Origin of the sequence: Streptomyces sp. YPW6 (assembly GCF_018866325.1) — a bacterium.
GTDB lineage: Bacteria > Actinomycetota > Actinomycetes > Streptomycetales > Streptomycetaceae > Streptomyces.
The window spans coordinates 6,746,204-6,767,809 of record NZ_CP076457.1 but is presented as its reverse complement, the minus strand read 5'-3'; the positions used below and the strand labels follow the sequence as shown (position 1 = coordinate 6,767,809).

General features: G+C 73.1%; 19 protein-coding genes and 1 pseudogene. 6 read left to right on the top strand and 14 right to left on the bottom strand.

From position 1 onward, the window contains the following. Nucleotides 1-150: 150 nt before the first annotated feature. Nucleotides 151-1,797 carry an amidohydrolase gene (locus KME66_RS29750; RefSeq protein ID WP_216327927.1) on the bottom strand — a complete coding sequence of 549 codons (1,647 nt, stop codon included), beginning with the start codon at nucleotides 1,795-1,797 and terminating at the stop codon, nucleotides 151-153. A 154-nt stretch (nucleotides 1,798-1,951) separates the two neighbouring features. Further along, a complete protein-coding gene (locus KME66_RS29745) occupies nucleotides 1,952-2,392 on the bottom strand; it encodes an Lrp/AsnC family transcriptional regulator (RefSeq protein ID WP_073222565.1) in 441 nt (146 codons plus the stop codon). Between the two features lie 202 nt (nucleotides 2,393-2,594). Here KME66_RS29745 and KME66_RS29740 point away from each other — a divergent pair, with 202 nt between their 5' ends. Continuing rightward, a complete protein-coding gene (locus KME66_RS29740) occupies nucleotides 2,595-2,993 on the top strand; it encodes a hypothetical protein (RefSeq protein WP_073222564.1) in 399 nt (132 codons plus the stop codon). A gap of 427 nt (nucleotides 2,994-3,420) precedes the next feature. On the opposite strand, the gene KME66_RS29735 is transcribed toward KME66_RS29740, so the two are convergent. Beyond that, the gene (locus KME66_RS29735) at nucleotides 3,421-4,593 is read right to left on the bottom strand and encodes an acyl-CoA dehydrogenase family protein (protein ID WP_216327925.1); all 1,173 of its coding nucleotides are present in this window, start codon (nucleotides 4,591-4,593) and stop codon (nucleotides 3,421-3,423) included. Between the two features lie 410 nt (nucleotides 4,594-5,003). Between KME66_RS29735 and KME66_RS29730 the strand changes: the two genes are divergently transcribed. Continuing rightward, nucleotides 5,004-6,275 (top strand): glycoside hydrolase family 18 protein, encoded by a 1,272-nt coding sequence (locus tag KME66_RS29730; protein WP_073222562.1) that lies wholly within the window; start codon nucleotides 5,004-5,006, stop codon nucleotides 6,273-6,275. A gap of 82 nt (nucleotides 6,276-6,357) precedes the next feature. On the opposite strand, the gene KME66_RS29725 is transcribed toward KME66_RS29730, so the two are convergent. From KME66_RS29725 to KME66_RS29710, 4 genes are all read right to left on the bottom strand, one after another. After that, a complete protein-coding gene (locus KME66_RS29725; RefSeq protein ID WP_216327923.1) occupies nucleotides 6,358-7,158 on the bottom strand; it encodes an ABC transporter permease in 801 nt (266 codons plus the stop codon). A gap of 6 nt (nucleotides 7,159-7,164) precedes the next feature. Further along, nucleotides 7,165-8,013 carry an ABC-2 family transporter protein gene (locus KME66_RS29720; RefSeq protein ID WP_216327921.1) on the bottom strand — a complete coding sequence of 283 codons (849 nt, stop codon included), beginning with the start codon at nucleotides 8,011-8,013 and terminating at the stop codon, nucleotides 7,165-7,167. Then, on the bottom strand, nucleotides 8,010-8,981 hold the full coding sequence (locus KME66_RS29715) for an ATP-binding cassette domain-containing protein (RefSeq protein ID WP_216327917.1): 972 nt from the start codon (nucleotides 8,979-8,981) through the stop codon (nucleotides 8,010-8,012). The genes KME66_RS29720 and KME66_RS29715 overlap by 4 nt, the downstream gene beginning before the upstream one ends. Before the next feature lie 162 nt (nucleotides 8,982-9,143). Further along, nucleotides 9,144-9,296 (bottom strand): SCO1431 family membrane protein, encoded by a 153-nt coding sequence (locus KME66_RS29710; protein ID WP_216327913.1) that lies wholly within the window; start codon nucleotides 9,294-9,296, stop codon nucleotides 9,144-9,146. 418 nt (nucleotides 9,297-9,714) lie between these two features. Between KME66_RS29710 and KME66_RS29705 the strand changes: the two genes are divergently transcribed. Next, nucleotides 9,715-10,206, top strand: a complete 492-nt coding sequence (locus KME66_RS29705) for a hypothetical protein (protein ID WP_216329684.1) — start codon at nucleotides 9,715-9,717, stop codon at nucleotides 10,204-10,206. Nucleotides 10,207-10,315: 109 nt separating this feature from the next. Beyond that, nucleotides 10,316-11,818, top strand: coding sequence for a PepSY domain-containing protein (locus tag KME66_RS29700; protein ID WP_216327910.1), 1,503 nt, complete (start codon nucleotides 10,316-10,318; stop codon nucleotides 11,816-11,818). 61 nt (nucleotides 11,819-11,879) lie between these two features. Here KME66_RS29700 and KME66_RS29695 read toward each other — a convergent pair whose 3' ends face one another. Beyond that, on the bottom strand, nucleotides 11,880-12,662 hold the full coding sequence (locus KME66_RS29695; RefSeq protein ID WP_216327908.1) for an SAM-dependent methyltransferase: 783 nt from the start codon (nucleotides 12,660-12,662) through the stop codon (nucleotides 11,880-11,882). Nucleotides 12,663-12,770: 108 nt separating this feature from the next. Then, nucleotides 12,771-14,138: a peptidase C39 family protein gene (locus tag KME66_RS29690; RefSeq protein ID WP_216327905.1), complete on the bottom strand. Its 1,368-nt coding sequence runs from the start codon at nucleotides 14,136-14,138 to the stop codon at nucleotides 12,771-12,773. A gap of 222 nt (nucleotides 14,139-14,360) precedes the next feature. Between KME66_RS29690 and KME66_RS29685 the strand changes: the two genes are divergently transcribed. Both KME66_RS29685 and KME66_RS29680 read left to right on the top strand, forming a co-directional pair. After that, the gene (locus KME66_RS29685) at nucleotides 14,361-14,990 is read left to right on the top strand and encodes a uridine kinase (protein WP_216327902.1); all 630 of its coding nucleotides are present in this window, start codon (nucleotides 14,361-14,363) and stop codon (nucleotides 14,988-14,990) included. A gap of 359 nt (nucleotides 14,991-15,349) precedes the next feature. Then, entirely contained in the window at nucleotides 15,350-17,245 is a 1,896-nt protein-coding gene (locus KME66_RS29680; protein ID WP_216329682.1) for an AAA family ATPase, read from the top strand. A gap of 90 nt (nucleotides 17,246-17,335) precedes the next feature. Here the strand turns inward: KME66_RS29680 and KME66_RS29675 are convergent. From KME66_RS29675 to KME66_RS29655, 5 genes and pseudogenes are all read right to left on the bottom strand, one after another. Then, nucleotides 17,336-18,357 (bottom strand): annotated as a pseudogene (locus tag KME66_RS29675) (hemolysin family protein). Next, nucleotides 18,354-19,712 (bottom strand): hemolysin family protein, encoded by a 1,359-nt coding sequence (locus KME66_RS29670; RefSeq protein WP_216327899.1) that lies wholly within the window; start codon nucleotides 19,710-19,712, stop codon nucleotides 18,354-18,356. The pseudogene KME66_RS29675 and the gene KME66_RS29670 overlap by 4 nt, the downstream one beginning before the upstream one ends. A gap of 191 nt (nucleotides 19,713-19,903) precedes the next feature. Then, nucleotides 19,904-20,374: a PH domain-containing protein gene (locus KME66_RS29665; protein ID WP_073222553.1), complete on the bottom strand. Its 471-nt coding sequence runs from the start codon at nucleotides 20,372-20,374 to the stop codon at nucleotides 19,904-19,906. 38 nt (nucleotides 20,375-20,412) lie between these two features. Continuing rightward, nucleotides 20,413-21,261 carry an ATP phosphoribosyltransferase gene (gene hisG / locus KME66_RS29660; protein WP_073222551.1) on the bottom strand — a complete coding sequence of 283 codons (849 nt, stop codon included), beginning with the start codon at nucleotides 21,259-21,261 and terminating at the stop codon, nucleotides 20,413-20,415. Nucleotides 21,262-21,311: 50 nt separating this feature from the next. Next, nucleotides 21,312-21,584, bottom strand: a complete 273-nt coding sequence (locus KME66_RS29655; RefSeq protein ID WP_003970410.1) for a phosphoribosyl-ATP diphosphatase — start codon at nucleotides 21,582-21,584, stop codon at nucleotides 21,312-21,314. Nucleotides 21,585-21,606 lie beyond the last annotated feature (22 nt).

The following is a 21,606-nucleotide window of genomic DNA, read 5'->3' as shown; positions in this document are numbered from 1 at the left end:
GACCCGGCCGAACCTACCGGCCCGTGGGCGCTTTCTGTCAACAGCCGTGCGACCTGCGACTTTTTCCGAAATAGCCTGGTCAGTGCCGAAGGGTCGCAGGTCGCGGACCAGCGAGCGGGCCATCGATCGGCGGTACGAAATGTCCCGACGTCACTCGTTCGGTCGCACGTAGACCGTTTGTCCGAGGACGACGGTCCGCAGGCAGACGGGCAGGTCGGCGCCGGGCGTCAGGTCCGGCAGGCCGGGCGTGCCGGACCGGGGGTCGGTGGACCAGCGGGCGACCCGGTCGTCGGGGGCCTGGACCAGCAGTTCGGCGGTCCGCCAGACGGCGTAGTCGGCCGGGGCGCCGGGCACCAGGAGGCCCGCGTCGTCGCGGCCGATGGCGCGCCAGCCGCCCCGGGTGTGGGCGGTGAACCCGGCGCGGACCGAGACGCGGTGCTCCGGGGTGCGGTGGTGGGCGGCGGCCCGCACCGTGCCCCAGGGGTCGAGCGGGGTGACGGGGCTGTCGGAGCCGAAGGCGAGCGGCACTCCGGCACGCAGCAGCGCGGCGTACGGGTTGAGGGACGCGGCCCGTTCCGCACCGAGGCGTTCGGCGTACATCCCGTCCGGGCCGCCCCAGGCGGCGTCGAAGGCGGGCTGGACGGAGGCGGTGAGGCCCAGCTCCGCGAAGGCCGCGATCGTCTCGGGGGTGAGCATCTCGGCGTGCTCGACGCGGTGCCGGGCGGCCCGGATCCGGTCGAGGCCGAGCGTCCCGGCGGCGGCCCTGACCCCGTCCACCACGGCGGTGACCGCTGCGTCGCCGATGGCGTGGAAGCCCGCCTGGAGTCCCGCCTCGGTGCAGGCGGTGACATGGGCGGCGATCCGGGCGGCGTCCAGATGGGCGGCGCCGGTGTGCGGGGCGTCCGTGTAGGGCTGGTGCAGGCAGGCGGTGTGCGAGCCGAGCGAGCCGTCGACGAACAGGTCTCCGGCCGCTCCGATCGCACCGAGTTCGCGGATGCGACGGGCGTCCTTCTCGTCCGCGATCTCCTCGGCCCACAGACCGAAGACACGGGGTCCGGGCCGCTCGGCGGCCAGCGCGAGGAGGGCGGCGAAGTCCTCCTCGTCGGAGATCTCGGGCCCGCCGCACTCATGGACGCTGCCGATGCCGAGGGAGGCGGCCTGGTCGAGGGCGGCGCGCTGGGCGGCGGCCCGCTGGGCGGCCGGGAGCGCGTCGTGGGCGGCGGCCCGCACCGCGTGGTGGGCGTCCCCGGTCAGCGGCCCGTCCGGGTGGTACCCGCTCATCGCGGTGACGCCGGGGACGAGGTCCAGGAGGGCCGTCGTGACGACGGCGGAGTGCACGTCGACGCGCGGCAGGTAGAGGGCCCGGCCGCCGGCCGCCTCGTCGAGCTCGGCGCGGGAGGGGTGACGGCGCTCGGGCCAGCGGGCGGCGTCCCAGCCGTGCCCGAGCAGCACGTCCCCGGGGGCGCGACCGCGGCCGAACGCGCGGACGAGGGCGAGCGCATCGGCCAGGGTGCGGGCGCCCGAGAGGTCGAGCCCGGTCAGGGCCAGACCGGTGGCGGTGGTGTGCACATGAGCGTCGGTGAACGCCGGGGTGACCAGGGCGCCTTCGAGGTCGACCACCTCGTCCACGCCGCTCGCGAAGGCGTCGGCGGCCCCTTCGGACCCCACCCAGGCGACATGCCCGCGTTCGACGACCATCGCGGTGGCGAACGGGTCGGCGGGGCTGTGGACGTCTCCGCCGCGCAACAGGACGGTGCGCTGGTCGGGGGTGCTCCGGGGAGCGGTGCTCTGGCTCATGGGACCAGTCTCGCGCCTGGCGTCCGACGCCCGGACCGCGGCCCCCTCCCCAGGGTGAGGGCCCGCGCCCGTCGGCACGGCGGGCGGGGCCCGGACGCGCGGTCCCCGAGGCACGGATCCGCGGGACAGCCGCCCCGCACCCGGGCCCGGGGCTTCAGATCCGCGGGGGGCGGGCCTCGTACGGGGTGGACAGGACGACGGTGGTCCGGGTGGACACGCCGGCGAGCGTACGGATCCGGGTGAGCAGGTGCTCCAGCTCCAGGGGGGTCGACACCCGCACCTTGAGGATGTAGTTCTCGTCCCCGGCGACGCTGTGGCAGGCCTCCAGTTCGGGCACCCCGGCGAGCCGCTCGGCGATGTCGTCGGGGGCGCTCGGGTCGAACGGCTTCACCGAGATGAACGCGGTCAGGGGCAGCCCGACGGCCTCGGGGTCGACGACCGCGGCATAGCCGCGGATCACCCCGCGCTGCTCCAGCCTGCGGACACGCTGATGAACCGCCGAGGTGGACAGGCCCGTGGCCTTGCCCAGGTCGGTGTAGCTCATCCGCCCGTCCTTGACGAGCAACTCCACGATCTGACGGTCCAGCTCCTCCATGCGGATCAACCTATGGCCCCGGGCACCGCTCGGCACAGTCGCGCGGGTCACGGAACGGCACCTGCGGGCGACATGTGACGAACGCCACAGAGTCACGGGTCGGTAGCGGGGTGCCTCGCGATTACCGGCCACGCGCGGCGGGAAGTGCTTGCTGTGGTCGAGGCCGTGGCGCCTTGTCGGCCCACCCGAGGGGGGAATTTCCATGCAGAGCCTGAAGCTCACCGAACGCAGCGAACCGGAGCCTGTCGATCCGGACGACGACGGCGGCTTTGACGCGTACGACATGTTCGAGATGGTCCGGGTGATCTGCCCGGACTGCGCCCAGCCCATCGCGCTGCTGGCCGACGAGGACGTCCTGCCGGAGCACGCCCGGTGCCCCACGCCGTGGAACCCCTTCGTCCTGACGGTCTGCGCCGGAACCGGCCGGGCCGCGGCCGAGGCCCGGCCCGCCGACGAGACGCTCGAACTCCAGGAGCAGGAGGCCGGGCTGCTGCTGACGCTGCCCCAGGGCCTCGACTGGCGGATGCAGCCCTTCTCGCACGCCGGAGGCCCCGGCTCCCGCCCGCTGCGGGTGCCGCGCATGCGGCGCGAGGCCGCCTGACCCGCACCCGCACGCCCTGCCCGGCACCACGACGGCCCGCCGCCGTGGTGCCTGCGGCGCTTCCGCTCCCCGTACGCCGGTCCGGGGTGCGGACCCCGCGAACGAGCGCTCGAATCGGCAGGGCAGTGACCCGGGCCCGCCCCGCGGCGTTGGCCCCGTATGACCACACTGCGTTCACCCGTCGGTTCGGGTCGCCGCCGACTCGCCGCGCCCACCGCTGAAGAATCGGTTCGGCAGACGGGAGCACCGGCACAGCCACTGCCCCGCTCCACGGGGAACTCGCCCCTGGGCGCCCCCGCGGATCCCCCGATCTACAGCGCGCTGCTCAGACAGTGGGAGAGCGCCGGAAGAACCGTGCCGGGGCGCCGCGACCCGGAGTGGAACCAGGCCGCGGCCCTTCCCGCGTGGCCCGATGGGCCCCTGCGGTTCAGCGCGTCTCGGGACCCGCGAGGTGGCGTGCGATGACCATGCGCTGGATCTGATTGGTGCCCTCCACGATCTGGAGCACCTTCGCCTCGCGCATCAGCCGTTCGACCGGGAAGTCGAGTGTGTAGCCGTATCCGCCGAGCACCTGGACGGCGTCGGTGGTCACCCGCATGGCCGCGTCCGTGCAGAACAGCTTCGCCATGGCGGCCTGCCGGGAGAAGGGCTGCCCCGCGTCCCGCAGCCGTGCCGCCTCCAGATACAGCGCCCGGCCGGCCTCGACCTGGGTGGCCATGTCGGCGAGCATGAACCGCAGCCCCTGGAAGTCCGCGATGGGGCGGCCGAACTGGCGCCGGTCGGTGGCGTAGCGGACGGCCTCGTCCAGGGCTGCCTGGGCGACCCCGATGGCGCACGCGGCGATGCCGAGCCGCCCGGAGTCGAGGGCGGACAGGGCGATGGCGAACCCCTGGCCCTCCTCGCCGATGCGCCGGTCGCCGCCGACCCGTACGCCGTCGAAGTGGAGCTGCGCGGTGGGCGAGCCCTTCATCCCCATCTTCTTCTCGGGAAGAGCGGCGCTCAGCCCCTCGGCGTCGCCGGGGACGAGGAAGGCCGTGATGCCGCGGGCGCCCTCGACGCCGGTCCTGGCCAGCACGGTGTAGAAGTCCGCGACGCCGCCGTGGGTGATCCACGCCTTCGTCCCGGTGATGACCCAGTCGTCGCCGTCCCGTACGGCCTTGGTGCGCAGCGAGGCGGCGTCGGAGCCGGAGGCGGGCTCGGAGAGGCAGTAGGCGCCCAGCAGGCCGCCGGAGAGCATCGCCGGGAGGTGCGCGGCCCGCTGCTCGCCGGTGCCGTATCCGGCGAGTGCGTGGCAGGCGAGGGAGTGGACGCTGACGCCGAGTCCCACGGTGAGCCGGGCGGCGGCCAGCTCCTCCAGGACCTGGAGGTAGACCTCGTAGGGCTGGTCACCGCCGCCGTGTGCGGAGTCGTACGGGAGTCCGAGAAGTCCGGACTCGGACAGGAGGGTGAAGACCTCCCGGGGGAAGACGCCCGCTTCCTCCTCCTCGGCCGCCCGGGGAGCGATCTCCTTGGACACGATGTCGCGGACGAGCGCGACGAGCTGCCGGGACTCCTCGGTGGGCAGACGGCGTTCCACCGGCTGCGGGGCACGGTCGGACATGACGGCGCTCTCCTCCCTGTCGGGCGTTGCGGCGGTCGCGCGCTCGGGGTGGGAGAGGCGCCGCCGGGTGATCCCCCGGAAGTGACCCCGGGAAAAACAGACTGCACAGCTGATCCTGCCCTCCCGGGTCACGGGGGGCACGGTCATCGGCTGTGGCGGTTGAGTATGCCCGATCGGACGCCTCCCGTCACGGGGGCAAAGGGCAGGTCGGAGGGGTGAAGGGGCCGGGAACGATCAGTGAATTGGTCCGAACCATTGACCCAACTGGTCTAGTCCTTCTACGGTTCCACCGAACGCCTACCGCGTCCATGTCAAGCCGGACACGGTCGCCCGGAGCGCCGGGCACAGTCGCCCGGCGTTCGGCGGGCACCCCCCACCCACGCACCAGCCCTCCCCCACGAGGAGCCACGATGCTCAAGCCCCACCGTCCCCGCGCCCGGCTCCGGGCACTCGCCGCGGCCGCCTGCACCGCGGCCCTCGGCGCCACCCTGCTCGGCGTCGCGGGCACGTCCCCGGCGGGCGCGGCCCCCACCGCCCGGCCGGCCACCACCGCACAGGAGGCGGCCCCCACGGCCGCTGCGGGCGGCAAGGTGATCGGATACTTCACCAACTGGGGTACGTACGACCGCGATTACCACGTCAAGGACATCGAGACGTCGGGTTCCGCGGACAAGCTGACCCACATCAACTACGCCTTCGGCAACGTGACCGGCGGCAGGTGCCGGATCGGCGACGCCTACGCCGACCACGAGAAGGCGTACACCGCCGAGCAGTCCGTCGACGGGGTCGCCGACACCTGGGACCAGGAACTGCGGGGCAACTTCAACCAGTTGCGCAAGCTGAAGAAGCTCCACCCCGACCTCAAGGTGCTGTGGTCCTTCGGCGGCTGGAGCTGGTCCGGCGGCTTCGGTGAGGCCGCGCAGAACCCGGCCGCGTTCGCGAAGTCCTGCTACGACCTGGTGGAGGACCCCCGCTGGGCCGACGTCTTCGACGGCATCGACATCGACTGGGAGTACCCCAACGCCTGCGGGCTCACCTGCGACACCAGCGGCCGCGACGCGTACGGCAACCTGCTGGGCGAGCTGCGCAAGGCCTTCGGGAACGACAACCTCATCACCTCGGCGATCACGGCGGACGGCTCCGACGGCGGCAAGATCGACGCGGTGGACTACGCGGGGGCGGCGAAGCACCTCGACTGGTACCTGCCGATGACCTACGACTTCTTCGGCGCGTTCGCGGCGCAGGGCCCCACGGCCCCGCACTCCCCGCTGACCTCCTACCCGGGCATCCCCTCGGAGGGGTTCAACTCCGACGCCGCGATCTCCAAGCTGAAGGGGCTGGGCATCCCGTCGGAGAAGCTGCTGCTGGGCATCGGCTTCTACGGCCGCGGCTGGACCGGCGTCACCCGGTCCGAGCCGGGCGGCACCGCCACCGGGGCGGCGGCGGGCACGTACGAGCCGGGCATCGAGGACTACAAGGTCCTCAGGAACAGCTGCCCGGCCACGGGCAAGGTCGCGGGCACGGCGTACGCGCACTGCGGGAACGACTGGTGGAGCTACGACACCCCGGAGACCATCGGCACCAAGATGGCCTACAAGAACGAGCAGGGCCTCGGCGGCACGTTCTTCTGGGAGCTGAGCGGTGACACGGCGAACGGCGAGCTGATCAAGGCGATCGACTAGCGGGCACCGCAGGCACCAGCCGTGGGGCGCCCCGGACCACCTGGTGGTGGTCCGGGGCGCCGTCCGTTGCCCGGTAGGGCGCTCAGTGCCCGCTGCTCTCGTAGTGGCGGGACTGCCGCTGCCAGAAGCGGTACGCGACGTACATGAGCACGGCTCCGATGGCCGGAGCGCCCCAGGCGAGCCATTCCGGTACGGCGAGTTCCTCTTCCCGGTCCATCAGCACGGTCGCCGGCAGGTAGGCGACGAAGGCCAGCGGGAAGACGAAGGTCAGCCCGAAACCGGCCACCGGACCGAAGATCTTCAGCGGATAGTTGCCGAAGTCACTGAAGATCATGTCGATGGCGAACTTGATGGGGGACACCCGCTTCATCCGGAAGACCAGTGCGGAGGCTGCCAGTTGCAGGGAGCCTTCCACCAGCGCACCGCCGACGACCGCCAGCAGGAGGAAGCCGACGGCACCCGGCGACCAGTCGACCGGCGCCGAGGCCGAGGCGATGGCCAGGAGCACCGCCCCGCCCGCCAGGTCGCCGAGCGAGCTCAGCCGCACCCTCCGGGTGAGGAGCTGGACCAGGGGCGACACCGGGCGGACCAGGTAGCGGTCGTACTCCCCCTCGATGACGACCTCGTCGACGTGGACGAGCTGGTGACCGGGGAGCAGCCACAGGCCGTGGGCCGTGAGCCTCATTCCGTAGAGGAAGGCGATCTCCCCGAGCCCCCAGCCGCCGACCTGCCCGAAGCGGTCCAGCACCGCCCAGATGAAGGCCAGCCCGACACCCTGGTAGAACAGGCCGCCGATGATGTTGATGAACAGGTTTCCCCGGTACTGGAACTCGGCCCGGAACGCCGCACCGGCCAGCAGCAGATAGACGCGCGGTCCTCGCACAGCCCCTCACCCCCCCTGCGACATGACGCGGCGCCGGGCGCGCGACCACACGAACGCGGCCAGGGCGCCGAGCGCGGCGATCCAGACGAGCTGCACCCCGAGGGCGGCCACGATGCCGGCGCCCTCGATCCGGCCCAGGTAGACGGCGGCCGGGGTGTACGCGGTGGCCTGGAAGGGCAGCCACTCCGCGGCCGCCCTGACCGGGCCCGGCATGAACCACAGCGGGACGAGGGCTCCCGAGAAGAACTGCGCGACGAAGCGGTAGGCCATGAGGGCGCCGCTCACCTCCAGGGTCCAGAAGGAGACCATGCCGAGCAGCAGCCCGAGCAGCTGGTTCACGAGCAGCGCGCCGATCAGTGCCACGGGGTAGGCGAACCCCGCGGCGGCGGAGGCGGGCGCCTCGCCGGCGCCCAGCAGCAGGGCGAACGGCAGGGCCACCACCAGGACCGGGACGGCGGCCGACGCCCACCCGAGCTGGCCGGCGAGCATCTGCCCGGGGAAGCCGACGGGCCGCAGCAGGTCCACGGCGACCTTCCCCTCCCGGACCCGCTGGTCGATGGGTGAGGACCGCCACGGGCTGACGAGCTGGTACTGGAGCGTCGTCAGGGTCGCGTACGCCGTCATGGTGGTGAGGCCGAGCCCGTCCACCTCCTCACGGCCGTCGTAGAGGGCCTTCCAGACCACCGTCAGCAACCAGATCTGGAGCAGCATCATCACGAAGGACGACAGATAGGCCGTGCGGTAGGTCAGAGCGGCGCGGAACTCCATCCGGGCACAGGCGAGATGGGCCTTCAGCAGTGTCCCCCGCGGCTGGCCCGCGCTCGGGCGGGCCTTCGAGATCGCCGGGGCCGTCATCCGCGATCCGCGTAGATCCGGTGGATGACGCTCTCCAGCTCGGGTTCCACGATCGACAGATCGCTCACGCGGTGCCGGGCCAGCACCGCCGCCACCAGTTCGGCGGGCGGTGTGCGGACGGGGTCGAAGCGCAGCCACACCTTTCCGCCCTCCCGGCGGACGATCTCCGCTCCCTCGACGCTCTCCAGCCGGTCGGTCTGCACCACGAGTTCACGGTGCGGGGCGTAGCGGGTCTTCAGCTCGTCCACCGCCCCGTCGTAGGCGACCCTGCCGTGGTCGATGAGGATGATCCGGTCGCAGAGTTGCTCGACGTCGTCGAGGTCATGGGTGGTGAGGACGACCGTGGTCCCGGATGCCCGGTTCAACTCCCCCACGAAGGTGCGGATGCGCCCCTTGGCGACGACGTCGAGCCCGACGGTCGGCTCGTCCAGGTAGAGGATCTCCGGGTCGTAGAGCATCGCGGCGGCGAGGTCGCCGCGCATCCGCTGCCCCAGGGAGAGCTGGCGGACGGGCGTGTCGAGGAACGGGCCGAGGCCGAGCACCTCGCTGAACTCCCGCTGCTTCTCGCGGAACCGGGCCTCCGGCACGTCGTAGAGGCGGCTGATCAGCCAGAGCGAGTCACGCAGGGGCAGGTCCCACCAGAGCTGGCTGCGCTGACCGAAGACCACGCCTATCCGGCGGGCGTTGCGGGAACGGTCCCGCCAGGGCGTGTCCCCGGCGACCGTGACCGTACCGGACGTGGGGACGAGGATGCCGGTGAGCATCTTGATGGTGGTGGACTTGCCCGCCCCGTTGGGGCCGAGGTAGCCGACCATCTCCCCTTGCCGGACCGTGAAGTCGATGCCGTCGACCGCCCGCTTGACGACCTGCTCCCGGGTCAGCAGCGTACGGATGCCCGCGAAGGCGCCCTCCTGCCGCTTGGGCCGACGGAACTCCTTGACGAGGTCTGCCACCTCGATGACGGGCATGTGCGCCTCTCCTGGATCGGCCGGGCCCCGTCCGGGCGGGGTCGAGCTGAGAGTGTGCACACGGGGACTTGGTCCAGTCCAATCAATTCCCGCTGGGCGGGCCTTGCTTGGGCGGCGGGAAGGGGCTCCCGCCGCCCGCGCTCACAGCCGGGGCGGGGCGCTCTACAGCAGCCCGAGCCGGGTGACCAGCATCGCGAGGACGACGACGAAGGCCCAGCCGGCGTTGTGCTCCATCACCTTCGGCCCGTCTCCGGGGCCACCGGTACGGGCCCGGCGGGCGTGGTGTGCGTGTGCTGCGGCGCTGGTCGCGGTCATCGGCGTCTCGCTCTTCGTCCGGCTGTGGCAGGGGCCCCGCCCCCTGGTGACCCGACCAGCGTGCCAGCACCCCGGGGCGTACAGAACGAGATCCCGGTCACGGCCCGGTGCGGCCCGAGCGACCGGGGCCTGCCGCTCCCCCGTCACCGCACGGAGAACGCCGCCGGGGCCGGGTCGCGGGCCCAGGTCCGGCGTGGCCGACGCCACAGCGTGCCGCCCCGCGGTCCCGGCCCGCGGGCCCGTGCCGCACGCCGAACCCGCCGCCGAGACCTCCGGGGCGGCTGGCTACCTTGTGTCCATGCGTGCACCGGGCGGCCTGCCGAGGCGAGCGGCCAGGGGCCTGCTCTGCGGTTCGGCGTGCCTGGTCCTCGGTGCCACGAGCCACGTCGCGGCGGGCGGACACCTGCCCGGCGCGGGGGTGCTCGCGCTCCTGCTCCTCGCCCTGACCGTGCAGGGCGCCCTGCTGCTCGGCGGCCGGAGGCGTCGCTTCGACGTCGTGGTCCTGGTGCTCGGGGCGACCCAGTTCGCCCTGCACAACGCGTTCCACTTCCTCCCGGCCCCCGGTGGAGGCCCGCACGCCGCGATGCCGGCCGGGCACGGGCACCAGCACCACACGGCCGGGGTCTCCACAAGCCCCGGCCCGGACTCCGGGCACGCCATGGACGCCGGGATGCCCCTGGCCCACGCGGCGGCCACACTCGGGGCGGCCCTCTGCGTGCTGTACGGGGAGCGGGTGCTGCGACGCCTCACGGCTCTGCTCGCCCCGCGCGTCGTCCTCCGGACGGCCCCCTCGCTCCCCTGCCCGCCCCGGTCGCGCCCCCTACCGCCGGTGGTGGTGCGCATCAGGTTCGGAACACTCCTCGCCCGGTCCCGGTCGCGGCGCGGGCCGCCCGTGACGTCCTCGGCCTGACCCACCTCCTCATCTGCCACGACGCCGGAACCGGTCCGGCGTCCCTCAGGCATGCGTGCGGGAGCGGTCGGGCGCGCGTCCGTCACCGTCCGCCTCCAGAGGAGCGCCCATGTCCCACAGAACCGAAGAAGTACCGCAGTGCGAGCAAGAGCCGAACGAGCAGGAGGGGAAGGCCCGTGTCGCTGCCGCCGGGAAGCCGGAGGGCCCCGCGGCATCCTCGTCCGAGCGGCCCGGCCCGGCCCGCTCCTGGGGGGAGCTGCGGCACCTCCTGCTCCGGCTGCACTTCTACGCCGGGGTGCTCGTCGCCCCCTTCCTGCTGGTCGCCGCACTGACCGGGCTGGCCTACACCCTGACCCCGCAGCTCGACCGGCTCGTCTACGGCGACCAGCTCCGGGTCGACCGGGTCGGGGACCAGGTGCGCCCGCTGGCCGAGCAGATCTCCGCCGCGCGGTCCGCGTACCCCGAGGGCACACTGGCGTCGGTCATCACCCCGCCGGGTCCCCAGGACACCACCCGGGTGGTGCTCACGGTGCCGGAGCTGGGCGAGAACCAGCGCACGGTGTTCGTCGACCCGTACACCGCCGAGGTGCGGGGCGAGCTGACGACCTGGTTCGGGTCGACACCGCTCACCACCTGGCTCGACGACCTGCACCGCAATCTGCACCTCGGCGAGACGGGCCGCCTGTACTCCGAGGTCGCGGCGAGCTGGCTGTGGGTGGCCGTCGCGGGCGGCCTGGTGCTGTGGCTCGGGCGCGCCCGCGGTCGGCGCGCCACGTCCGCCCGGGGTGTGCTGCTCCCGGACCGCAAGGCCAAGGGGGTGCGGAGGACCCGGGGTCTGCACGCGGCCACCGGTGTGTGGCTGGCGCTGGGGCTGCTGTTCCTGAGCGCCACGGGACTCACCTGGTCGCAGTACGGCGGGGAGCGGTTCGGGCGGCTGCTGGACGCGGCGAACGGCAGCGCCCCGGCTCTGGACACGGCGCTGCCGGGCGCCGGGGCTCCCGCCGGGGACCACGCGGAGCACGCCGGGCACGGCGGTTCCGGCCCGGCGACCGCCGACGCGGATCCGGCGGAGTTCGACGCGGCCCTGGCGGCGGCCCGGGGCGCGGGACTCGGCGGGACCGTGGAGGTGACGCCGCCGGCGGACGCGGCGAGCGCGTGGGTCGTGGCGCAGACCGACAACACCTGGCCGGTGCACTACGACCGGGTGGCCGTGGACACCACGAGCGGAGAGATCACCTCGCGCACCCGCTGGGCCGACCACCCGATCCTGAACAAGCTCAGCAAGCTGGGCGTGCAGGGCCACATGGGGGTGCTGTTCGGGGTCGCCAACCAGATCGTGCTGGCGCTCACGGCCCTCGGTCTGACCGCGGTGATCGTCTGGGGCTACCGCATGTGGTGGCAGCGCCGACCCACCCGGGGCGACCGGCCCGCGCCGGTCGGCAAGGCCCCCGAGCGCGGGGCGTGGCGGCGGATCCCGCTGCCCGCCCTCGTCCTGGGCGTCCCCGCCGTGGCCGCCCTGGGCTGGGCGCTGCCGGTCCTGGGAGTGACCCTGGCGGGGTTCCTGGTGGTCGACGCGGTGGTGGGGGCGGTGCGCCGACGCCGTACCGCGTGACGGTTGCGGGGTGAGGCTCCCGGGGCGGGCGGCGAGGAACGCCGGCCCCGGGGGCGAGCCGTCACTTGCGGCCGACGCCCGCGTACATCGCGACGTCCGGCGTCGGCGCCGGGGCCCGCCACGCGGAGCACGACACCACCCCGGGCGCCAGCAGTTCCAGTCCGTCGAAGTAGCGGGCGACGGCGTCCGGGGTGCGCTGCGTGAGCTTCGGGGTGCCGTGCTCGTTCCAGAACGCCACCGCCTCGTCGACGTCCGGCATGTCGGGGTGGGTGACCGTGTGGGACAGGACGAGGTGGCTGCCGGGCGCGAGGGCGTCCATGAGCCGGCGCACGATCGCGTACGACTGCTCGTCGTCCTCGATGAAGATGACGACTCCGAGCAGCATCAGTGCCACCGGCCGCGAGAAGTCGAGCGTCTTCGCGGCCATGGCCAGGATGTCGTCGACGTCCCGCAGATCGGCGTCCAGGTAGTCGATGCGCCCTTCGGGCGTCCCGACCAGCAGCGCCTGGGCGTGCGCCAGGACGAGCGGGTCGTTGTCCACGTAGACGACGCGCGAGTCGGGGGCGACGCGCTGGGCGACCTCGTGGGTGTTGTCGGCGCTGGGCAGCCCCGTTCCGATGTCCAGGAACTGCCTGATGCCCTCCTGCTCGGCCAGATGGCGCACCGCCCGCCCCAGGAACAGCCGGTCCGCCTTCGCGTACGCGCCGATCCCGGGGTGCAGCCCCCGGATCTCGTCACCCGCCGCCCGGTCGACGGGATAGTTGTCCTTGCCGCCGGTCCAGTAGTTCCATATCCGGGCGGTGTGCGGCCGGGTGGTGTCGATGCGCGATTCGATGTCGGTCACGCGTTCAACATAGCGCGCCCCTCCGGCAACTCCGTTGCTCCGGGGGCGCTTTGCCCCTGCCCGGTCCGTCCGCGGCCGCCGCCCGGACGGCCACGGCGTCCGGCGGGCTCACAGCAGCCCGAGCGAGCGCAGCACGCGTTGCCGGCTCGGCGCGGGCCGGTCGGGCCAGTAGACGTAGCAGACGCCGCCCGTGCCGCTTCTGACCTTGCCGTTCGCGTCGTAGCGCTTGGTCCTGAGCCAGATGTTCTCGAACTCGCGCCTGCGGTAGACCCGGCGTACCGCGTCGTTGTCGGGTGACGCGGGGTCGTTCGCGACGACGTCGCCCCCGGGGGTGAAGCCGATGACCGTCATCAGGTGGCCCGACGTGCCGTATCCGGCGCCGGTCAGCTCCTCCTCCAGGAAGGACTGGGAGGTGATGACGGGGATCCCGGCACGGACCAGCCGCTCCACGTCGGTGAGCGATCCGAGCCGGGTGACGACGGCGTTCATGTCGCGGTACGTGGCGGCGTAGGCGGCGTTGAACGGCCAGTTGCCGCAGCCCTCGTACTGGTAGTCGTAGGTGTGGCGGGCGGCGTGGCAGACCTGGGGGTCGGGCAGGCCGGGCTTGACCCAGGCCAGGTCCTTCGGGGTGGGCTTGCGGCCCCAGTACTCGATGATCATCTGCGAGGAAGTGGGGCTGCACCACGCCTCGCCGCCGTTGTCGTACTCGGGGTACTGCCCGATGTGGATGTTCTGCGAGTAGCGGGGCACGGGCAGTTCGCGGGCCGGGCCGGGGGCGCTCGCGGGCACGGTGAAGCGGTCGGGCACGTCGGAGGCCATCGCGCCGACCCGCCACACGGTCGGGCTGAGACGGCTGCCCGGAGCCCGGTACAGCGTCAGCCGCAGCCGGAAGGAGACCAGGCGTACGCCGCTCGCCGGGTCGTCCACCGAGAGGGTGTCGGTCCACACGGTGCTGTGCGGGTCGCCCTGGCCGTCGACCGAGGTACGGCGGATGTCGCCGTCGCCCGCCGCCCAGCGGCCCATCACGAACCAGGGGGTCGCGGTGCCGTCGGCGTACCGGCCGCTCAGCTCGACCTGGATCCAGGTGCCGGCCGGGGTACGGGCGTTCCAGGAGGCGATCACCTCGGTGGCCGGGACGGCGGAGCGGTGGACGGGCGAGGTCCAGGTGGCGTAGTCCCAGGCGGCCGTCCGCCCGGTGTGCGGGTCGGTGTGGTCGATGCGGCCGACAGGGGTGGCGATCACCAGGCCGGGGCGGGCGCCGTGGAGGATGCGGGTGCCGTCGCCGGCGCCGCGGCGCCAGTCGGTGCGGGTGTGCCAGAAGCGGTTGTCCACGAGGGCCGCCGGGGTCGCTGAAGGGGCTGCGGGCGCGGACGGGGCGGCGGACGAGGGCGCGGCGGCGGAGACCACCGTGCCGGCGCTCGCCGCGGCGGCGAGCGCGGCGGTCAGAACGGTTCTGCGCGAAGTCGGACTGGTCATGGGTCGTGACCCCCGGTCGGATGCGGAAGGTGGTCTGCGGGTGCCGTGCGGTGCGGTGCGGTGCGGTGCAGTGCGGTGCGGTGCGGTGCGTCAACTATCCCGTTCCCGGGCCGGATCGGGCCAGCGGTTCGGCAGCCGTCGCCGCACCCGTAAGGGTCTGGACCACTGGCATGACCTGCGGCGGTTCCCCGGCGCCCGCGTGCCGGAACGTACCCTGGGGCCATGGACGACCTGGCCCGCCACGCCGATGACCTCACCGCACTGCCCCCCTCCTGCGGGCCGGTCCGGCTCGTCGCGGTGGACGGGCACGCCGGTTCGGGCAAGAGCACCTTCGCCGACCGCCTCGCGGCGGCGCTGGGCGGCGCCCCGGTCCTCCATCTGGACGATCTCGCCACCCACGAGGAGCTCTTCGGCTGGACGGGGCGGCTGCGCGAGCAGGTGCTCTCGCCGCTCTCGCGCGGCGAGCGGGCCCGCTACGCCCCGTACGACTGGACGGACCGCCGCTTCGGGCCGGCGCGGGTGCTGGAGCCGGCCCCGGTGGTGCTGGTGGAGGGGGTCGGTGCGGGACGGCGGGAGGTACGGCCGTGGCTGGCGGCGCTGTGCTGGATGGAGCTGGACCGGGAGACGTCCTGGGAGCGGGGCCGCCGCCGGGACGGGGCCGGGCTCACCGCATTCTGGGACGGGTGGACCCGCGCCGAGGAACGGCACTTCACCGAGGACCCCTCGCGGCCGTACGCCGACACTCTGGTACGCCAGTTGCCCGAGGGGTACGCGTGGCTGCCGGGGCCCCGCGCAACATCGGGAGCGAACCGGAACGTCACATACCGTAGCCAGGGCGTCCCGCCATACTGAGCAGTCGGAAATCGGCCCGGAAGTGCCCCAACTCTGCTTGACCGGGGAGCCGTGCTGGTCTTACGTTCTCATTGTGCGGCTTTTCGGAGCCCCCGCAGACGCGAAGCCCCCGGTTGTTCCCCCGTGATCGGGGGCTTCGCCCTGTGCTCTCCACACCGCTCCGGCGACCACACAGAGCGATGCACTCACCCTCGGTGACCACCCCTGAGGGTCGGCTGTCGCGCGCCCCCCGCCTCCGTGCGCGGGTACGATGCACCTCGGTGTGGTCAATTCCCTTCCTCCACGCCGTGATTCAGCACGCTCAGATGGGCATGCTGTGCGGGCGGGACATCCTGGGGGCACGGTTTGTGGGGGACCTGATGGACATCGGCACACAGGGCGCTGGAGCCCCCGCCGACCTCGCCTGGCTGCGTGGCCTGGACGCCTACACGATGGGCGCCTACCCGCAGGCCGAGGAGGAGTTCAGGGCCGCGGTGCGGCTCGATCCCGGCATGGCGGACGGCTGGCTCGGCCTCCACGCGCTGCGCATCGACACCACCACGGCCCTGTTACGCATGTACCGGCACCGCGACCGGTTCGGCGAACAGCGCGCCCGCCACCGTCGCACGCTCAACTCCTGGTACTGGCTCGGCTGGTGGGTGCAGCCGGTGCTGGAGAGTCCGCGCGACCTGCTGCTGGCGCACGCATCGCACTGGCTGGACGGGCGCCATGTACCGGAGCTGGACCGGGCGTTGGCCGGACTGCCGCCGGTGGACGCGGACCCGCAGGTGCGGTTCCTGCACGCGTGCCGCTCGTATCTCGTCAAGGACTGGGAGCAGTTGGTGCGGTGCACCGAGCAGCTCGTGGACGATCCGATCCTGGGTATCGAGGCGGGCCTGTTCGGCGGGATGGCCCGGGTGCGGCTGGAGATGTTCGGGCAGGCGGAGCCGCTGCTGTCGGCCGCGCTGATGCGCTGTCGCAGCGAGCAGCCGCAGCGCAAGGAGCTGCGCTACTGGCTGGCGCGGGCCCACGAGGGCACCGGGCGCAGCGCCGCGGCCCTGCCGCTGTACCGGGCGGTGCACCGGGTGGACCCGGCGTTCATGGACACCTCCGCCCGGCTGGCGGCGCTCGTGGAGGGTGACGGGTTCGACGAGTCGGCGGATCTGGCCGCCGTGTCCCTGACGGGCTTCGGCGCGGGGGCCGGGGCGCAGCCGGAGGGCGACACGCCGCTCGGCACCGACCTGGTGGACGGTCGCGAGTCCTGGCCGGTGGGCGAGGCGGGGCTGCTCGGCGACGATCCGGGCTCCGGTCCGCCCGTCCCGCCCGGGGGAGCCCGGCGCACCAGGACCCGCAAGCCGCCGCCCTTCCCGGCCGGGCCCAGCGACCCCGCCCTGCTCGCCGAGGCGCTGGCGCAGCTGGAGCGGATGGTCGGCCTCGAACCGGTGAAACGGCAGGTCAAAGCGCTCTCGGCGCAGTTGAACATGGCCCGGTTGCGGGCCGAGCAGGGCCTGCCCGTGCAGCCGCCGAAGCGTCACTTCGTCTTCTCCGGCCCCTCCGGCACCGGGAAGACCACGGTGGCCCGCATCCTGGGCCGGGTCTTCTACGCCCTCGGGCTGCTCGGCGGCGATCATCTCGTCGAGGCCCAACGCTCCGATCTGGTCGGGGAGTTCCTCGGCCAGACGGCCGTCAAGGCGAACGAGCTGATCGATTCGGCGCTCGGCGGGGTGCTGTTCGTCGACGAGGCGTACAGCCTGGCCAACTCCGGTTACAGCAAGGGCGACGCGTACGGCGACGAGGCGCTGCAGGTGCTCCTGAAGCGGGCGGAGGACAACCGGGACCACCTCGTCGTCATCCTCGCGGGGTATCCGGAGGGCATGGACCGGCTGCTCGCCACCAACCCGGGGCTCTCCTCCCGGTTCACCACCCGGGTCGACTTCCCCAGCTACCGGCCCCTCGAACTCACCGCGATCGGCAGCGTCCTGGCCGCCGAGAACGACGACGTGTGGGACGAGGAGGCGGTGGACGAGCTGCGCTCCATCAGCGGCCATGTGGTGGACCAGGGGTGGATCGACGAACTGGGCAACGGCCGCTTCCTGCGGACGCTGTACGAGAAGAGCTGCGCCTACCGTGATCTGCGGCTCTCCGGATATCAGGGGGAGCTGACCCGGGAGGACCTGTCGACGCTGCGGCTCGCGGACCTGATGCAGGCCTACGGCGAGGTGCTGTCGGGGCGCGGTCCGGTGGGCCGGGGCAGACAGGAGCCGGGCACGGTGTGAGGGCCGGGCCGGGCGTTCCGCTGCCGGCCCCGGGAGGGTGTCCGACGCCGCCCGCCCGCGCGGAACCGTCGGACGCCCCCCCCAGCCGCCTCAGTGCACGAGGGCCCCGGGCGCGGGCCGCCCGGGTGTCCCGGGGACGTCCACCGTACGGCGGGGCACGGACACCGGCCCGGTCGGCGACCCGCGATCGGCGCATCCGATCCGTCCAGCGAGTGCGTACATCACCAGGGCGGACGTTCGGCCCCGGTCGCCATCGGACGCCAGGTCTGCTGCGGGACCGCGCGGTCGGCGTCCTCCAGTTCCAGGACGTCCTTGACGTGAAGGTAGCCCATGAAGGGGCCGCCGCCCTCGGCGCAGACCGGGAAGCGGGAGAAGCCGGTGCGTACGGTCAGTTCCTCGATCCGGCGCGGGGTCACCGACGGGTCCACGGTGACCAGGGACGCCCGCTCCAGCAGGACGTCGGCGACGGGCCTGCTGCCCAGTCCGAGGGCGTCCTCCAGGCGTTCCGCGGCCTCCGGTCCGAGGAGGCCGGCCTGTCCGGAGTCCTCGACCAGCCGGTTGAGCTGCTCGCTGGTGAAGACGGCCTCCACCTCGTCCTTCGGCTCGACGCCGAAGAGCCGCAGCACCAGGCCGGCGCAGGCGCCGAGCGCGGTGGTGACCGGGCGGCAGAGCCGGGCGAAGGCGACCAGGCCGGGGCTGAGCAGGAGCGCGGTCCGCTCGGGCGCCGCCATCGCCAGGTTCTTCGGGACCATCTCGCCGATGACCAGGTGCAGGACGACCACGGACAGCAGCGCGAGAGCGAAGCCGAGGGGGTGGACGAGCCCGTCGGGGACGTGTGCCGCGTGGAAGACCGGCTCCAGGAGGCGGGCGACGGTCGGCTCGGCGACGGCTCCGAGGGTGAGGGAGCAGACGGTGATGCCGAACTGGGCGGCGGCCATCATCTGCGGCAGGTTCTCCAGGCCGTGCAGGACCGTGCGGGCCCGGCCCGACCCCTGGGCGGCCAGCGGTTCGATCTGGCTGCGGCGGACCGAGACGAGGGCGAACTCCGCACCGACGAAGAAGCCGTTCGCCAGCACGAGGAAGACGGCGAGGAGGAGTTGGAGCAGGCTCATCGCGCGGCCTCCAGCGGGCCCCGTGCGGCCGGTCGGGGCAGCGGGCCGGGCGCCCGGGTGAACCGGACGCGTTCGGCGCGGTTGCGGCCGACCTGGCGGACGGTGATCCGCCAGCCGGGGAGTTCGGCCCGGTCGCCGGGGGCGGGGATGCGGCCCAGGAGCTCCGCGACGAGCCCGGCGACGGTCTCGTACGGTCCGTCGGGGACGTCCAGGCCGCCGCGGCGCAGGGTGTGGACCCGGCAGCTGCCCTCGGCGTCCCACGCGGGGCGGCCGTCCTCGGCGGTGGCGGCGGTCAGCTCGGGGCGGCCGGCGCCCTCGGCGTCGTGCTCGTCGCGTACCTCTCCGACGAGCTCCTCGATGATGTCCTCCAGGGTGACGACGCCGGCGGTGCCGCCGTACTCGTCGACGACCACGGCTATCGGCTGTTCGTGGCGCAGCCGCCGCAGCAGGTGTTCCACCGGCAGCGTGCCGGGCACCAGGAGCGGGGCGACGGCGATGCGGCCGGCCGGGGTGCGCAGGCGCTCGTGGACGGGGACGGCGAGGGCGTCCTTGAGGTGGACCATGCCGATGACCTCGTCGATGCGGTCCCGGTAGACCGGGAAGCGGGAGAGGCCGGTGGCACGGGTCAGGTTGAGGACGTCCGCCGCGGTCGCGGAGGAGTGCAGGGCGCTGACCTTCACCCGGGGGGTCATGACGTGCTGGGCGGTGAGACCGGCCAGCGAGAGGGTCCGGACGAACAGGTCGGCGGTGTCCTGTTCCAGGGCCCCGGCCTCGGCGGAGTGCCGGGCGAGGGAGACCAGCTCGCCCGGGGTGCGGGCGGAGGCCAGTTCGTCGGTGGGCTCGACGCCCAGGAGGCGCACCAGCCGGTTGGCCAGGGCGTTGAGGAGGGTGATGACCGGTCGCAGGAGGGCCGCGAAGCGGGCCTGCGGTCCGGCGACGAAGCGGGCCACCTGGAGCGGCCGGGAGACGGCCCAGTTCTTGGGCACGAGTTCGCCGACGATCATCTGGACGGCGGAGGCCAGCAGCATCCCGACGACGACCGCGACGCCGGAGACGGCCCCGGCGGGCAGTCCGGTGGCGGTGAGGGGTGCGGCGAGCAGCTGGGCGAGGGCCGGTTCGGCGAGCATGCCGACCACCAGGGAGGTGATGGTGATGCCGAGCTGGGTGCCGGAGAGCTGGAAGGAGAGTTCGCGCAGGGCGCGGACGACGGTACCGGCCCGTCGGTCGCCCTCGGCGGCGGCGCGTTCGGCGTCGGGCCGGTCCACGGTGACGAGACCGAACTCGGCTGCCACGAAGAAGCCGTTGGCGAGGATGAGGAGGAAGGCCGCCGCGAGGAGCAGCAGGGGGGTGGTCATGAGGCCGCCGCCTCCGGGAAAGGGGCGGCGCAGGTACTACCGGACGATCCGTCCATTGCTGGAGGGAGTCACTCCTTGGGTCGCAGGAAGAACCCCGCGGGCCCGGTGGGGCCGTGGTACGGGCGGGGCGGGGCGCACGGGGCGCCGCCGCCCACCAGAGTAGACAAGAAGGCCCCGCGCCGGGCAGGGGATCAGCCGGCGGAGGGAGTGTCGCCGCCGGCGGCGCCGCGCGTCTCGGCGAGGGAGCGCAGGGCGCGGGCGTCGCGGATGGCCTGCTGCTTGGCGAGGCCGGGCTGGATGCCGAGGGCGGGCAGGCTGGTGCCGTCGCTGAGGTCGAGGAAGACCCAGGGGTCGCCGGAGCGCAGGTTGACGCGGAGGATCTCCTCCCAGGCCAGCCTGCGGGTCCGGGTGAGGTTGACGACGGTGACCCCGGTGTCGTCGGCGGACACCCGCGGCCTGCTGAGCAGGGCCAGGACGCCGAAGAACAGCGCCGCGACGAAGACGAAGCTGGCCCGCTCCCCCGGGTTGAGCCGCTCCAGCATCAGTGCGATGACGGTGATGACCAGGAACATCGCCAGGCCCACGCTCAGCAGGACCACCCGGGTGAGGGTGGGCCGGAAGGTGACCGGCAGGGTGGGGGTTTCGGGCCTGGGCGCGGACATGGGGTCTTCTCTCGGGAGGTGCGGGCGGCCGGGAGCCGTCAGAGGCGGCAGGCGTGGATGGCCGTGGTGAGGATGGCGCGGGCGCCGAGCTCGTACAGGTCGTCCATGATCCGCTGGGCCTCCTTGGCGGCGACCATGGAACGGACGGCGACCCAGCCCTCGTGGTGCAGCGGGGAGATGGTCGGGGACTCCAGGCCCGGGGTGAGGGCGACGGCGCGCTCCAGGTGCTCGACGCGGCAGTCGTAGTCCATCATCACGTAGGACCGGGCGACCAGGACGCCCTGGAGGCGGCGGAGGAACTGCTGCACCTTGGGGTCGTCCGCGGGGGCGCCGGTGCGGCGGATCACCACGGCCTCCGACTTCATGATCGGCTCGCCGATGATCTCGAGGCCCGCGTTGCGCATGCTGGTGCCGGTCTCGACGACGTCGGCGATGACCTGGGCGACGCCGAGTTCGATGGCGGTCTCGACGGCCCCGTCGAGGTGGACGACGGAGGCGTCGACGCCCTCCTCGGCCAGGTGCTTGGCCACGATGCCCTCGTAGGACGTGGCGATCGTCATGCCGGTGAAGTCCTGGGGGCCGCTCGCCGTGCCGGGCTTCGTGGCGTAGCGGAAGGTGGAACGCGCGAATCCGAGCTGGAGGATCTCCTCGGCGTCGGCTCCCGAGTCCAGCAGGAGGTCACGTCCGGTGATGCCGATGTCCAGCTTGCCGGAGCTGACGTAGATCGCGATGTCGCGCGGCCTCAGGTAGAAGAACTCGACCTCGTTCGCCGGGTCGACGAGGACCAGTTCCTTCGACTCCTTGCGCTGCCGGTAGCCCGCCTCATGGAGCATCGCCATCGCAGGCCCGGAGATTGCACCCTTGTTGGGAACGGCGATGCGCAGCATGAGGTCAGGTTTCCTTTGGGCGAAGGGGGTGTGGGACGGGCGGGGTGTGCTCAGAGATGGGCGTAGACGTCGTCGAGGGAGATCCCGCGGGCGACCATCATCACCTGGACGTGGTACAGCAGCTGGGAGATCTCCTCGGCGGCGGCTTCCTTGCCCTCGTACTCGGCGGCCATCCAGACCTCGGCGGCCTCCTCGACGACTTTCTTGCCGATGGCGTGGACGCCCTTGTCGACCAGTTCGGCGGTGCGGGAGGTCGCGGGGTCGCCCTCGGCGGCCTTGAGCTGGAGCTCGGTGAACAGCTCTTCGAAGGTTTTGTTGGCCATGATGGTGCTCAGAATACGGGGT